Here is a 14,375-nt window from a genome sequence, read left to right as displayed (position 1 = left end):
AATATAAATAGATTTAATTAAGTTGAGGTGTTGGTATGTCAAAGGTTGCACTTATAAGATGTGACAGTTATGATTATGGCAAGGTAAAAGAGAGTATAAAAAGAGGGATAGAGCTGATTGGCGGTTTAGAGGGTTTTGTTAAGGATGGGGAGAAAATACTTTTAAAGCCTAATATGCTTACTGGGGAGGCACCTGAGAAATGCGTAACTACTCACCCGGTGATTTTTAAAGCCGTTGCACAGCTTTTAAAAGAAAGTGGAGCTGTTTTATCCTATGGAGATTCTCCGGCGATGCAAACTCCTGAGTTTGCTGCAAGAAGGTGCGGAATTGAAGAAATTGCTAAAGAACTTGATATAAAATTTGCAGATTTTAATAGAGGTGAGGAAGTAACCTTTAAAGAAGGAATACAGAATAAGAGGTTTACTATTGCAAAGGGAGTTTTAGAGTGCGATGGCATTATAAGCCTTCCAAAGCTTAAAACCCACGGTCTTACAAAATTAACTGGAGCTGTTAAAAATCAGTTTGGATGTATTCCTGGAAAGCTTAAAGGGGAGTTTCATGTAAAGCTTCCCGATGTAAACGACTTTGCAAAGATGCTTATTGATTTAAATAAATTCTTAAAACCAAGGCTTTATATAATGGATGGAATATATGCTATGGAAGGAAACGGTCCAAGGGGAGGAACTCCTAAAAAGATGAATGTTATTTTGATATCTTCTGATCCTGTTGCCCTTGACAGCGTTGTTTGCAGAATGGTAAATGTTAATCCTGAATATGTGCCCACTATTAAGTTTGGAAAAGAGATGGGGCTTGGAACCCATATTGAAAGTGAAATTGAACTTGTGGGTGATGCTTTAGAGCAGTTTATTGACAATAGCTTTAGCGTAAATAGGACTCCTGTTACGCCTTTTAAACCTCTAAATTTTATAGGAGGACATTTGAGAAACTATATTGTTCCAAAGCCCTATATAGATATAAATAAATGTGTAAAATGTGGAGTATGTATTAATATATGTCCTGTTGAGCCAAAAGCAGTAAATTGGGATAAAAATGATAGAAAGAAAGCCCCAATCCACAACTATAAAAAGTGCATAAGGTGCTACTGCTGTCAGGAGCTTTGCCCAGAGAGCGCTATTAGCATAAAAGTTCCCTTTATAAGAAAAATGATACAAGGCAGAGATAAATAATATTGATTTTTCGGAATAATTTTATAAAATAAATTGTAGGTTATGTAAAAATATGTTATTATATAAGCAAAGCCGGTGAAAGAGGGATTATTATGGATTTAAACATAATTCAGGAAACATTAAATAAAATTGAAGGAATTATAAACTCTAAGGTTGTTTCAGAGGGCGGAGAAATAACGGAAATTCATATTCTTGCAAATAATACACGCTCTCCAAAGCAGATTGTAAGGGATATTGAATCTACATTATATGCACAATTTGATTACAGAATAGATAAAAATAAGATTAGCATTGCTGCAATACAAAGTGAAGATTATTTGGTTTTAAAGAGGATAAGGTTAAGCGGTGTATCGGTTGTATCAAAGGATAATGTGATTGAATGCAGCGTAAATCTATCCTATGATGAAAAGGAATATTCAACAAATGAAGTAGGAATAAATACAGCAGCTAACAGGAAAAAAATCGTAGCAACAGCAACAGTTAAAACAGTAGAGCAAATTTTAGGACAAGCTTTTATATTCGATGTGCAGGATGTAATAATAAATTCAAGCAACAATGTAAACATAGCAACCGTTTTAGTTAATGTAATGCTTGGGGGAAATGAAGAAACCCTCGTAGGATCTGCAATAATCAAAAAGGATATAAACGAAACAATAGCAAAGGCTACACTCGATGCAATAAACAGGCGCATACAAAGAATAACTTTATAGCTAAAAAAAGGCCGATTAAATTTTTACCTTCCTTTAGCGGAGATTTTGACACAGGCAATAGCGAAGCCCTGTGAACACGTATAAAGGGGGAATTGCTGTGAAAAAGTATTTACCATTATTAATAGCTCTTTTAACACTTGTTTTAGCAGGTGGATCACACTTTTCATGGGGAATATAATATAAGTTAATCGGCCTTTTTATATTATGGAGGTAAAATATGAAAAATAAAAAATTAATAGTATTTCTTTCTGTTTTATATATAATTGCAGCATTTTGTTTATATAATTCCTATAAATATTTTAAAATTGATGAGCAATTAATTAGTATTGTTTTTTTTCTTATTCTATCAATAATAACTGAATCCCTTTCTGTTGGTTTTAAAAAGATTAGGATTAGTTCTGGTTTTGCGATTACTGTTGCATCTATAATTCTTTTTGGAACATTTTGGACGATGATAATAATTTCTCTGGGTATGGCATTTAGAATATATAGAAAAAACGATAGATATATACATGTATTTAATACCCCTATATATATAACCTTATTTAATGTTTCTAACATGGCAATATCTATATATTTTTCATCTATGGCCTATAATAGTTTTATAATTCATTCGTTCAGCAGTAATATATTTATAGTTCAATTTTTGCAAATTTCTTCATTTGTTATTGTATTTTTAGCCGTTAATAGTTTAATAATGGCCATACTTATGTTTTCTTTATCTAACAACAACATCCTCCATGAATTTTTAAACACCTTCAAATTTGGACTTTTAAACATTATAGCAATGGCGCCTTTTGGATACCTGCTTGCTTACCTTTATAGAAAATACAACATAATAGGTATATTAATATTAATGATACCTGTTCTACTTGCAAGATACACCTATTCTTTATATATTGAAACAAAAACAAAATACATAGAAACGGTTATAGCACTCATGCATGCTATAGAAGCAAGGGATGAGTATACCGAAGGGCATTCAAGAAATGTTGCAAAGATAGTAGAAGATATAGCAAGGGAGCTTGGCTATAGTGAGAGCAGAGTAGAGCAGCTGATAATTGCATCCTATCTTCATGATGTTGGGAAAATAGGAATAGATGACAGCATTTTAAACAAACCCGGAAAACTAACTGCTGAGGAATATAATTTGATAAAGTCTCATCCAGAGGTTGGATACAACATTATAAAGGATATTAAGGACCTTGGTGATATACCCCATCTTGTAAGGTATCACCACGAAAGATATGATGGGAAAGGATATCCTTGGGGTAAAAAGGCGCAGGAGCTTGGGAAGGACGTTTTTATACTCCAGCTTGCAGATGCAGTTGATGCCATGTCAACGGATAGAGTATACAGAAAGGCTCTGCCTTGGGAAGATATAAAAGATGAACTTATAAAAAACAGCGGAACGCAGTTTCATCCTGATATAGTTAATACTTTCTTAAAGATAAAAAGCAAAAAATCGTGAGGTAAAATTATGTTTCTTGAAGCTTTAATAATCGGAATTATAATAGGATATATTTTAAAAGGTAAACTTAAAAATCTGGAAAATGTTAAATTAAAATATCCATATTTAGCTGTTGGGGCATTTGCTGTCGAGTTTATTTTGTTTTCTCTTGTAAGAAAAGGGATGTTATCGAGGGGATACTTAACAACATCGATATATATTATTGAATACGCACTCATATTTTTATTTATATATTTTAACAGGGAAAATAAATATATTTTAATTATGGGACTTGGATTTTTATTGAATGCCCTTGCAATATTTTCAAACGGAGGGGCTATGCCAGTCAGTGCAAAAGCAGCCGTAACAGCAGGGCTTGCACCTTCAATCGGTTCTGTTAAGGCATCGGCGGAAGGGCTTTATGTCGTACAAAACGAAGCAACAAGGCTTTGGCTTTTAGGGGATATAATACCAAAGACTTATCTTAGACATTATGTTATAAGCATTGGTGATATAGTAGCTGCAATTGGACTATTAATATTTTTAGTTCAAGGTATGAGGAGCAAGATGATAAATTGAGCTGTTTTTATAATATTTATGTATATAAAATATTTAGTTAAAAAAATATAAAAAGATACATGATTAAGATATTATATATAAAAGAGTTGAGATATAAAATATTTATAACAAAAATTGGAATATTTAAAAATTGTCATTAAAATTTGAATATTGACATTAGATAAAAGTTATAATATTCTAATCTTAGATTGTTTTTTAATGTAAATGTACAAAATAATGTATAATGATTCTGATTCAATATATATAAAAACTATATTTGATATAAAATTAATTAATATTTCTCTCTCTATATATTTAAAGAATATATAGAGATGCAGGTTATTTATGCATAATCAAATAGAATAAAGGTTTATTGTTAAAGATACATAAAGACTTTAAGTATACTACTAACAACAAAGGGTGAAATTATGAATAAAAAATTAATATTAATGCAAAAAAGCGGAATAATTGTTATGAAATTGGCACAAGAATTTATAGGGATGGAAATAGGAGATAGAATAGATACTATAGCAAATTATTCTGAAAAATTTAAAACTGCACGAGGAACAGTACAGAATGCAATAAAATATTTAGAAGACAATAAAGCTATATATCTTGAGGCAAGGGGACATCTTGGAACTTTTATTGTGGATATAGATTATAAGAAATTAATGCATTTTACAGATATTAATTCTATTGTGGGAGTTATGCCACTGCCTTATTCAAAATTATATGAAGGGCTTGCAACAGGTCTTTATAAAACAATGCTTAAAAGTGGTATACCCTTTAGTCTTGCGTATATGAGAGGAGCAAAAAGTAGGATAGAAGCCCTTAAAAAAAATAGATATGATTTTGCAATTGTTTCTAAGCTTGCAGCTCAAAAATCAATAGAAGAAGGTTTGGATATTAATATAGTTATAGAATTTGGTGAATTTACATACGTTAATGAACATGCACTTATTTTTTATAATCCCTTTAAAAAGGATATAGAAGATGGTATGAAGGTAGGCATTGATACAACATCAATTGATCATAGCATTTTAACATTAAGACAATGTGAAGGGAAAAATGTACAACTTATTGAATTGCCTTATAATCAAATTATAGCAAAAATAATAAGTGGGGAAATTGATGCTGCAGTGTGGAATATTGATGAAATATTTGAAAGAAAAATAAATATAAAATATTACCCTTTATTTAATAATAATCTTAATAAAATGGATACAGAAGCTGTGCTTATTATGAATAATAATAAGAAAGAACTTGAAAGTTTTTTAAAAAGAGTTTTAAGTAAAGAAGAGGTGTTAGATTATCAAAAAAGAGTTGTCAGAGGAGAAATTACACCAAATTATTAAATAAAACTTATTTTATTTTTATGTCAATGTACAAAAAAATGTATATTAGAGGTAGAAAGGAGAATTTTAATGCAATTAGAGGACAGGTTGATGATTCTAAAAGAGGCAGGACAAATTGATGAAGAAGTTTTTACAAATGTTAATAAAATAATTTTTATGATGAAAGAAGAATATAATATTGAACTTACAGAAGAAAATGGAGCTATGTTAGTTACTCATCTATCTATTGCCCTTCAAAGAATAAAAAAAGGAGAAATTATAAACCAATTGGATAAAGAAATATTTTCACAGGTTAAGGATAATAAGTTTTATAAAATATCTGAAGATATAGTTAATAATATAGAAAATCTAATAAATGTTTTAATACCTTTTAATGAAAAAGTTTATATCGTAATGCATTTATGTGCATTACTTGAAAAATAAATTAATTAAGGGAGGGTTATTTTTGATAAGAATTGTTGTAGGGGGACAGATTGATAAAGAGAGAATTGCAAATTTAATAAGAGAGATTGGAGGTGATAATGTTAAAGTTGAAATTAAATCAGATATTGAAGCTGCTATGGCAATAAAAACTGATAATGCAGATTATTATTTTGGTGCATGTAATACTGGTGGTGGAGGAGCATTAGCCATGGCAATTGCTTTACTAGGATTACCGCTATGTGCTACAGTTTCTATGCCAGGGAATATAAAAAGCGATGAAGAAATAAAAAAGGAAATTGAAAATGGTAAAAAGGCTTTTGGATTTACACCTCAGCATGCTGAACAGGTTATACCTGTTATTATGAAAAAAATATTAAATAAATAAATATAAGGGGGATTTTATATGAAGTATATTATTGTAGCCTTAATAGGTGCTCTTGCTGCAATTCTTGCAAATAAAGGTGTGGCAGTATTTAATGACGGCTTAAGACCTATAATGCCAGAATATTTGGAAGGAAGAATGGACAAGAAAGCTTTAGTAGCAACAAGTTTCGCATTAAGTTTTGGTCTTGTAATTGGTTTTGGAATACCTGTATCAATAGCTGCAAGTATTATTCTTATACATAGTATTTTACTTGGAACAGATATTATAGGAATATGGTCACCAGAAGGTAAAATTGGTATGATAATTTCTGGAATAATAGGAGCTCTTTATGGATTAGGACTTGTTATTGGTTTAAAATTTATAGTTGATGCATTTAAAATGTTACCTGTTGACTTTTTACCTCAATTAGGACAAGTAGGTACTCCTATTGTGGCTTCTTTTGCAACATTTCCAGCATTGGTAGTTGCATATCAATATGGAGTTAAAAATGGTATCTTTACATTAGCTGCATCTTTTATTGTAAGACAGATAGTTCAATATTATGGAATATTTAAAATAGGCACAGCTAAGGTGAGTTTAAATCCTGAAGGAATGGCTCTTTTAACAGGAATGATTATTATGATAATTTATGCTGTTAGAGAAAAAGCTGATATTAATGAACATCAAACAGTAAATTTGGTATCATTGTTTAGTGATAGAGTAAAGAAAATTAAACTTAATATTCCTTATCTTGCAATTATGGGAGGATTAATTGCAGCTGGTACAAGCATGTCTTTAATAGCAGGTGATCCAATTTCTTTAAATTTACTTTCTAAAGGTAAAAATGTTGAAGCAGCATTAACAGCATTAGCAAGAGGAATAGGGTTTATTCCATTAGTTGCTACTACAGCAATAGCTACAGGGGTTTATGGGCCTGCAGGAATGACTTTTGTCTTTGTTGCTGGACTTTTGATTAAAAATCCATTTATAGCTTTTATTGTAGGTGCAATTATTATAACTCTTGAAGTTATGCTTCTTGATGTAATAGCTAAATTCCTAGATAAATTCCCAGGAATGAAAAAATGTGGTGATAATATAAGAACAGCTATGTCAAAAATATTAGAGATTGCTCTTTTAATAGGTGGGATGATGGCTGCAAATGCTATGGCTCCTGGAGTAGGATTCTTTATAGTTGTAGGGTTATATGTTTTAAATAAATTATCTAAAAAGCCAATAGTAGATATGGCAGTAGGACCTGTTGGAGCAATTTTTGTAGGTATACTTATAAACATGTTATACTTAATAGGATTATATCTTCCAACAGCTGTTAAATAACAAACTTACAAAGTGTGTCATTATAATTTTTGTAATGACACACTTGATTTAAAAAGGGTGTTATATTATGAAGTTTGACAAAAGGTTATTAAATTTATCTAAAGCTTCATTAAAAGCATATAAATTATTAAATATTACTGTAGAGCATATAAATGAAGATGCAATACTTGATGCTTATGAAATTGTAAAAGAGAATAAAAATTTTATAAGTTTTGGAGTTAAAAATACTAATGCTATACCAAGGAAATATATAAGCAATCTATTAAAGGAAAATAAGTATGTTTGGCATACCATAGATAAAATGAGTGATGGAGGAAGAGCAATAGATATTGAATTAATTAATCCTATTACTGGAAAGTTAATGACAGGATCTTCAAGTTCTACAGCTATTAATGTATTATATGGAATAAATGATGTAGGCATTGGTACTGATGGGGGTGGGTCAGTCTTAGGACCCGCATTAAGTCTTAATCTTTTTTCAGTTTTAGCAAAAGGCATGGGACTTAAAGCTGAAAATGACAATATAAAAAAATCTACAGATGATATATTTTTTATACCTGGAATAGGAGTTATAAGTCATTCTTTTGATTTGGCAATCAATTGTATTATGGATATGCTTTGTTTAACAGATGAACAATATATTATAAATGGAAGTGTAGAATTTTTAAAGGTTGCTGTTCCGGAAAAACAAAATATTATATTGCCTCAAGGAATTGATATGGTAGATAAATTACAAAAAACTGCAAGATATTTAAAAAATATAGGAATAGATGTTAAGAGTGATAAATTTCCTAATTTTAAAAAAAGAAATGAATCTATTGAAAGAATAGATAAATTGTTAGATAAATATGATGTTTTAATAACTTATGAAGGTCCCGTTGATTATAGAGGTTTTGGAGATTCTGTTTTTGGAGTTATGGGAGACGATGCATTTAATATTCAATGTTTGAGTGGCAAATATATGTTAAAAATAGCTAATATGGTAAATGCTACTGCAACTACTATTCCTAATCAAGATATAGCATCAGGTATAGTTATGCTTACTAAAAGTGGAATAGAAAATGGGTTTAAATTATTTACTCTAGCAAGGAAAATATTAGATTTATATAGATTGCCAAACCTTTATTACGATTATTTTATGTATTCAAATATGAGAAGAAAAAATGAGTTTATTTTTTCAAAGGATAGAGGTGAATGAAATGATAAATGGAATTATTTATCCTCATGAACATATTACTATTGATCTTTCAAAAGGCAAAAATGATTTAGATTGTAGACTTGATGTTAAAGAAGAAACTATAAGAGAATTAAATGAATTAAAAAAATTGGGAGTAAATAAAATAATTGATGTTACAAATAAAGGAATGGGTAGGAATGTAAGATACGTTGAAGATGTTGCATATAAAACTAATATTGAAATATATTGTTCAACAGGTTATTATAAAGAACCTTTTTTACCATTAGAAGTCTACGAACTTAATGAAAGGGAGCTTTCTTTAATTATGATAAAAGAAATTTTGTTTGGTATAGAAGATACTAAAATAAAAGCTAAGGTAATAGGAGAGATAGGTACAAGTAAGGATGGTATATTCCCAATGGAAGAAAAAGTATTTAAGGCATCTGCTAGAGCACATATTGATACAGGAGCTCCAATAGTAACTCATACAACTTTGGGTAAATTAGGTCTTGAGCAGGTTAAAATTTTTAAAGAATATGGAGCCAATATGGGGAAAATAGTAATTAGCCATGTGGATTTAAGTGGTGACTTGGATTATATTTTAAGACTTATAGAGAGTGGTGTAAATATAGCTTTTGACACTGTTGGGAAAATTAATTATCAAAAGGATGAAAAAAGAATTGAATTGATTCAAAACTTATGTAAGCAAAATCTATCAAATAAAATACTATTATCAATGGATATAACTAGAAAATCTCATCTTAAATTTAAAGGAGGAATAGGATATTCATATTTATTAGAAAATTTTATTCCTAAACTACAGCAAGTAGGTATAAAACAAGAAGATATAGAAAATATGCTTGTTAACAATGCAGAAAGAATATTCTTTAGTTGAAGAATTGAAATGGAGTGATACTATGAATACATATCCGTTAGAAGCTATGAGCTTAGATGAAGCAAAAAAAATTCAATTTGAATTAGTTGATACTGTAACAAGACATTTTCAAGGAAGTGAAGTATTATCTTTAGGAGATTTAGGAGTTATTAATGGTCTTAATAAACCAAAAACAACTTTTAAAGTAGAAGAAACTTTAGCAGATTTTTTTGGTGTAGAAAAGGCAGTACTTGTAAGAGGAGCAGGTACTGGAGCTTTAAGATATAGTATTATGAGTATATTAAAATCTAATGATAATCTTTTAGTACATGATGCACCGTTATACCCTACAACAAAAATTACAATTCAATCTATGGGAACAAATGTAATTAAAGCTGATTTTAATAATATGGAAAATATACAAAAGGTAATTGAAGTAAATAAAATAGATGCAGCATTAATTCAATATACAAGACAGAAAATTGATGATAAATACAATATAAAAGATGTTATACAAAAAATTAAAAGTATTAAGGATATACCAATTATAACAGATGATAATTATGCTGTTATGAAAGTCAGAAAAATTGGAGTACAAAACGGTGCAGATTTATCTACATTTTCAATGTTTAAACTTTTAGGCCCAGAAGGTATAGGATGTGTTTTAGGTAAGAAAGAATATATTGATAAAATAATAGATTTTAATTATTCAGGAGGGTCTCAGGTACAAGGATTTGAGGCTCTTGAAGCTTTAAGAGGTCTTATATATGCACCAGTTCAGTTAGCTATTCAAGCACAGGTTTGTGAAGAATTAATGCAAAGGCTTAATGCTGGAGAAGTGAAAAAAGTAAAACGGGCTTTTATTGCAAATGCACAATCAAGAGTAGTAATTGTTGAATTTGATGAAAATATTGCAAAGGATATTTTAAAAGAAACTAATAAATTAGGTGCAGCCCCAAACCCAATAGGTGCAGAATCAAAATATGAGTTTGTTCCGATGATTTATAGAATTTCAGGTACATTTAGAGAATCAGATCCTCATTTAGAAGATAGAATGATTAGAATTAATCCTATGAGATGTGGAGTAGATACAATAATTAGAATATTAAAAGATGCAATTAAAGCAATAGGCTATTAATTTTAAGAGGTGTTAATATGTTTTTAGATATGGTTTTACGTAGAAATCCAAAATTAATCGAAACTGCTTTTTATCTACATCAAAAAGGATTAATAGATCCAGATACATATTTATTAGATCTTGATGTAATTATGAAAAATGCTGAAAATATCAAGAAAGAGGCAGATAAATATAATATAAAGTTATATTTTATGACAAAACAAATTGGAAGAAATCCATATATATCAAAGGAACTTATGTATCTTGGATATGAAGGAGCAGTAGCTGTAGATTTTAAAGAAGCTGAAATATTGTATGAAAGTGGGGTTAAACTTTCGCATGTTGGTCATTTGGTACAAATACCTTCAAATAAAATCGAATATATAATATCAAAAAAACCAGAGGTAATAACAGTATATAGTATTGAAAAAGCAAGAGAAATTTCAAATGTTGCTAATAAATTTGGAATTAAACAAAATATTATGCTTAGAGTAATTGATAAAGATGATATTTTATATCCATCACAGTATGGAGGCTTTTTACTGGATAATCTAATAGAATCAGCGATAAAAATAAATGAATTACCTAATATTAACATATATGGGCTGACATCTTTTCCTTGTTTTTTATATTCAAAGGAAACAAATAATATAAAAAAGACCAAAAATGTAGATACACTTATAAAAGCAAAGGACTTACTTGAAAAAAACTTAAATATAAAAATACAACAGATGAATATGCCTTCTGCTACATGTGTAGCTAGTATAAAAAAAATATGGGAAAACGGAGGTACACATGGTGAACCTGGACATGCTTTAACAGGAACTACACCTTTACACGCAGTAAAAGATGAAGTAGAAATTCCAGCTATAGTATATGTAAGTGAAATATCTCATAATTTAAAAAATCAGTGTTTTTGCTATGGGGGAGGTTATTATAGGAGATCTAATATAAAAAATGCTCTAGTGGGTAAAAGTGTTGAAAAAATGAATAAATTAAAGGTTGAAACTATGAGTATGGAAAATATTGATTATTATTTTGCTCTTTTAGGAAATGCACCTATTGGTGATACAGTTATTTTTTCATATAGGACACAAATATTTATAACAAGAAGTAATGTTGCTGTTGTTCAGGGGATACAAAGCAATAATCCTAAAATAATAGGCATTTATGACAGCCTTGGAAGATACATAAGGGGATGATTATATAATGGGAAGATTTATTGTTATAATTTTAGATGGTTTTGGAATAGGTTATATGGAAGATACCAAAATTGTAAGACCACAAGATTTCGGTTCAAATACATGTGGAAATATATTAAAAAATATGCCTAATTTAAGGCTTAAAAATTTAGAAAAACTCGGATTGATTAATGCTTTAGACTTAAATATTGGTATAATGAAAAAAAATAGTAGTGCTATTTATGGGAGAGCTGCTCTTTTACATAAAGGGGCAGATACATTTTTGGGTCACCAAGAAATAATGGGTTCAAAACCTAAACCTCCAGTTGAAGAGCCTTTTTCAAAATCTATAGATAAGATTTTTAATGTATTAAAAAAACAAGGCTATAGTGTAGAATATAAAGGAGATAAAATAAAATTTCTTCTAGTAAATGGTTGTGTAACTATTGCAGATAATATTGAGGCAGATTTAGGACAAGTATATAATATTACAACTACTTTTGATATGTTTTCTTATGATGATTTAATAAGATTAGCTAAAATAGTTAGAAATAATGTAAAAGTTTCAAGAGTAATTGCATTTGGTGGAGAAAATATTTCAATAGATGAAATATTGAATGCAGCTGAGGAGAAAGAAAATAAGTATATAGGAATAAATGCTCCTAAATCAGGGGTTTATAAAAAAGGATATAGAGTTCATCATTTTGGATATGGTATAAATCCGAACGTACAATTACCCACTATTTTAGGTAAAAGAGGCATTTATGTATGTCTTATTGGTAAAGTAGCAGATATAGTTTCCAATGAATATGGAGAAAGCATACATTGTGTTGATACAAAAGAGGTTTTGGAAATTACATTAGATAAATTTAAAAATATAAAATCAGGTTTTATTTGTACTAATATTCAAGAGACAGATTTAGCAGGGCATGAAGGAAATATTCAAAAGTATGCAGATAAACTCTTAATAGCAGATGAATATATAGGATATATCATGGATATTATGAATGATAATGATAGATTGATTGTTATGGCTGATCATGGCAATGATCCTACTATAGGACATTCCCATCATACAAGAGAATATGTACCAATACTTGTGTATGGAAAAAATTTAAATCCTGTAAATATTGGCACAAGAAATACTCTATCAGATGTTGGGGCTACAATTGCAGATTATTTTAATGTATCAGCTACCGAAAATGGGGTTTCCTTTTTGAATTCAATATATTCAAATAAAAAAAGTAGATATTCTTGATAATTTTTGTATAAATTAAAAAATCTCCTTTTTTTAAATTTTTATGATAAAATTAAAAGGAGTTTTTTTAATATAGGCTCTTTGCCAATAGTTGGGGCGGGTATTCGATTAGAATGCCTGTCCTTTCTTGCTTGAGAGTAATTTTAGAAAGATAGGTTGGGTTGCTAAAATATGGGAAAGTAAAATTTTAATTACAGCAATGAAGAATTCTATTTCTAAATCTATCAAAGCTTTTAAAGCCGAAGGCATTTCTTTTAATAATTTTAATTTTGTTATTAAAGCCTTCAGTACAAGCATTTGTATATGGTATATCAAAAGAATTCACTATTTCATTAAAATACCTAATATAAGTATTAGCACATCTTTCAAATTCTTTAAGACCACTATTTTGTGTTAGTCTTATCCATTCCTTTAATAAAGTGCGGGCTTCTTTAGAAGAAGAGGCAATTTCAATTATTTTTAATAGTTTTTCTTTTAATGTATGAGCAATAGCTAAATCGCTATTGTAAGAAAACATAACTTGCAAAGCCAATTTTGAATTCTCATCAAGTAGATCAAATCTTTTAAGAATAAGTTTTTTACTTCGTTTAAAGTACTTTCTTAATTTAATAGATAGCTGTTTTTGTATACGTTTCCTAACTGCTTCTACAGCCCACATAGCATGTCTAATGTAATGGAATTTATCGATAACAATAATGACATTTTTAAAGTAAGTTTTAGCTAAATCAATGTAAAGTTGCCACATATCACAAATAAAAAATTCAATGTTATCACGATTTTTAACTTTTTTAAAGTAGTCCGATAGGACATGAAACTGTCTATCTTTAATAACATCAATGACTTTTCTATTAACAGGATCAACTATACAACAGTGATATTTTGCACCACCAGAATTACCTTTAAATTCATCGATAGCAATAATTTCAGGTAAAGAAGTAGCAGAAGGATAAGAAACATTATTGAAAATGCGTTTTATAGTATCAATAGATAAATTAACTCTTTTAGCAACACTTGACATACTATAAGTATCAGTAAGCTCTTTAATTACATATATAGATAGAAGATGTTTAGTGTAAAATATAAATACAAAGAGTTGCAGAAATAAAATACAAATAAAAAAATGGAAAAAAGTCATTGCCAACATCCTCAAAATAAACTACCCTTTAGTTGATGAGGCTAAAGGGGGTAGAAAGGAATGTTAACAATGACTCAAGTTAAGAATATCAAAAAGCTGTACTATAGTAAAGGGAAAAAAGTAAATGAAATTGTTAAAGTTACTGGGCATAATTACAGAACAGTAATAAAATATCTTGAAAAAGCTGATTTTAATCAAAGTTTAGGTAAACAAGAAGGAGATAAAAGAGGACGGCCTAAGAAGATTGAACC

The 14,375-nt window shown here is 29.2% G+C and carries 14 protein-coding genes and 1 pseudogene; 14 read left to right on the top strand and 1 reads right to left on the bottom strand.

The window, feature by feature from the left end:
• Positions 1-35 precede the first annotated feature (35 nt).
• The 13 genes from B5D15_RS12310 (at position 36) to B5D15_RS12250 (ending at position 12,989) form a co-directional block, all read left to right on the top strand.
• Positions 36-1,187, top strand: coding sequence for a DUF362 domain-containing protein (locus B5D15_RS12310; protein WP_078697416.1), 1,152 nt, complete (start codon positions 36-38; stop codon positions 1,185-1,187).
• Between the two features lie 92 nt (positions 1,188-1,279).
• Entirely contained in the window at positions 1,280-1,897 is a 618-nt protein-coding gene (locus B5D15_RS12305; protein ID WP_078697415.1) for a hypothetical protein, read from the top strand.
• Between the two features lie 217 nt (positions 1,898-2,114).
• Complete coding sequence (locus tag B5D15_RS12300; RefSeq protein WP_078697414.1) at positions 2,115-3,368, top strand: HD-GYP domain-containing protein; 1,254 nt, start codon at positions 2,115-2,117, stop codon at positions 3,366-3,368.
• Positions 3,369-3,377: 9 nt separating this feature from the next.
• Complete coding sequence (locus B5D15_RS12295; RefSeq protein WP_078697413.1) at positions 3,378-3,926, top strand: DUF5317 domain-containing protein; 549 nt, start codon at positions 3,378-3,380, stop codon at positions 3,924-3,926.
• 407 nt (positions 3,927-4,333) lie between these two features.
• On the top strand, positions 4,334-5,260 hold the full coding sequence (yhfZ, locus tag B5D15_RS12290; RefSeq protein WP_078697412.1) for a GntR family transcriptional regulator YhfZ: 927 nt from the start codon (positions 4,334-4,336) through the stop codon (positions 5,258-5,260).
• Positions 5,261-5,350: 90 nt separating this feature from the next.
• Positions 5,351-5,683 carry a PRD domain-containing protein gene (locus B5D15_RS12285; RefSeq protein WP_179122300.1) on the top strand — a complete coding sequence of 111 codons (333 nt, stop codon included), beginning with the start codon at positions 5,351-5,353 and terminating at the stop codon, positions 5,681-5,683.
• Between the two features lie 22 nt (positions 5,684-5,705).
• Positions 5,706-6,068, top strand: a complete 363-nt coding sequence (locus B5D15_RS12280) for a DUF2620 domain-containing protein (RefSeq protein ID WP_078697410.1) — start codon at positions 5,706-5,708, stop codon at positions 6,066-6,068.
• A gap of 18 nt (positions 6,069-6,086) precedes the next feature.
• A complete protein-coding gene (locus tag B5D15_RS12275; RefSeq protein WP_078697409.1) occupies positions 6,087-7,382 on the top strand; it encodes a YhfT family protein in 1,296 nt (431 codons plus the stop codon).
• 67 nt (positions 7,383-7,449) lie between these two features.
• Positions 7,450-8,580, top strand: a complete 1,131-nt coding sequence (locus B5D15_RS12270; RefSeq protein ID WP_078697408.1) for an amidase — start codon at positions 7,450-7,452, stop codon at positions 8,578-8,580.
• Position 8,581: 1 nt separating this feature from the next.
• Entirely contained in the window at positions 8,582-9,454 is an 873-nt protein-coding gene (locus B5D15_RS12265) for a phosphotriesterase family protein (RefSeq protein WP_078697407.1), read from the top strand.
• Between the two features lie 22 nt (positions 9,455-9,476).
• Positions 9,477-10,571 (top strand): aminotransferase class V-fold PLP-dependent enzyme, encoded by a 1,095-nt coding sequence (locus B5D15_RS12260; RefSeq protein ID WP_078697406.1) that lies wholly within the window; start codon positions 9,477-9,479, stop codon positions 10,569-10,571.
• Positions 10,572-10,588: 17 nt separating this feature from the next.
• On the top strand, positions 10,589-11,752 hold the full coding sequence (locus tag B5D15_RS12255) for a YhfX family PLP-dependent enzyme (RefSeq protein ID WP_078697405.1): 1,164 nt from the start codon (positions 10,589-10,591) through the stop codon (positions 11,750-11,752).
• Between the two features lie 7 nt (positions 11,753-11,759).
• Complete coding sequence (locus tag B5D15_RS12250; protein WP_078697404.1) at positions 11,760-12,989, top strand: phosphopentomutase; 1,230 nt, start codon at positions 11,760-11,762, stop codon at positions 12,987-12,989.
• Positions 12,990-13,176: 187 nt separating this feature from the next.
• Here the strand turns inward: B5D15_RS12250 and B5D15_RS12245 are convergent, their stop codons facing one another.
• The gene (locus tag B5D15_RS12245) at positions 13,177-14,124 is read right to left on the bottom strand and encodes an ISL3 family transposase (protein WP_278305900.1); all 948 of its coding nucleotides are present in this window, start codon (positions 14,122-14,124) and stop codon (positions 13,177-13,179) included.
• Between the two features lie 60 nt (positions 14,125-14,184).
• Here B5D15_RS12245 and B5D15_RS12240 point away from each other — a divergent pair.
• Positions 14,185-14,375, top strand: a pseudogene (locus B5D15_RS12240) (IS21 family transposase); the annotation flags it as partial.

Origin of the sequence: Caloramator quimbayensis, from assembly GCF_900167605.1 — a bacterium.
In the GTDB taxonomy this organism is placed as follows: Bacteria; Bacillota; Clostridia; order Clostridiales; family Caloramatoraceae; genus Caloramator_B; species Caloramator_B quimbayensis.
This window is presented reverse-complemented; position numbering and strand designations above follow the sequence as displayed.

What these genes read in the sequence shown, in the direction of transcription:
- B5D15_RS12265 (WP_078697407.1), top strand. Translation starts at nt 8,582, where the DNA reads ATGATAAATGGAATTATTTATCCTCATGAACATATTACTATTGATCTT.
- B5D15_RS12300 (WP_078697414.1), top strand. Translation starts at nt 2,115, where the DNA reads ATGAAAAATAAAAAATTAATAGTATTTCTTTCTGTTTTATATATAATT.
- B5D15_RS12295 (WP_078697413.1), top strand. Translation starts at nt 3,378, where the DNA reads ATGTTTCTTGAAGCTTTAATAATCGGAATTATAATAGGATATATTTTA.
- yhfZ (WP_078697412.1), top strand. Translation starts at nt 4,334, where the DNA reads ATGAATAAAAAATTAATATTAATGCAAAAAAGCGGAATAATTGTTATG.
- B5D15_RS12260 (WP_078697406.1), top strand. Translation starts at nt 9,477, where the DNA reads ATGAATACATATCCGTTAGAAGCTATGAGCTTAGATGAAGCAAAAAAA.
- B5D15_RS12285 (WP_179122300.1), top strand. Translation starts at nt 5,351, where the DNA reads ATGATTCTAAAAGAGGCAGGACAAATTGATGAAGAAGTTTTTACAAAT.
- B5D15_RS12255 (WP_078697405.1), top strand. Translation starts at nt 10,589, where the DNA reads ATGTTTTTAGATATGGTTTTACGTAGAAATCCAAAATTAATCGAAACT.
- B5D15_RS12245 (WP_278305900.1), bottom strand. Translation starts at nt 14,124, where the DNA reads ATGACTTTTTTCCATTTTTTTATTTGTATTTTATTTCTGCAACTCTTT.
- B5D15_RS12250 (WP_078697404.1), top strand. Translation starts at nt 11,760, where the DNA reads ATGGGAAGATTTATTGTTATAATTTTAGATGGTTTTGGAATAGGTTAT.
- B5D15_RS12305 (WP_078697415.1), top strand. Translation starts at nt 1,280, where the DNA reads ATGGATTTAAACATAATTCAGGAAACATTAAATAAAATTGAAGGAATT.
- B5D15_RS12275 (WP_078697409.1), top strand. Translation starts at nt 6,087, where the DNA reads ATGAAGTATATTATTGTAGCCTTAATAGGTGCTCTTGCTGCAATTCTT.
- B5D15_RS12310 (WP_078697416.1), top strand. Translation starts at nt 36, where the DNA reads ATGTCAAAGGTTGCACTTATAAGATGTGACAGTTATGATTATGGCAAG.
- B5D15_RS12270 (WP_078697408.1), top strand. Translation starts at nt 7,450, where the DNA reads ATGAAGTTTGACAAAAGGTTATTAAATTTATCTAAAGCTTCATTAAAA.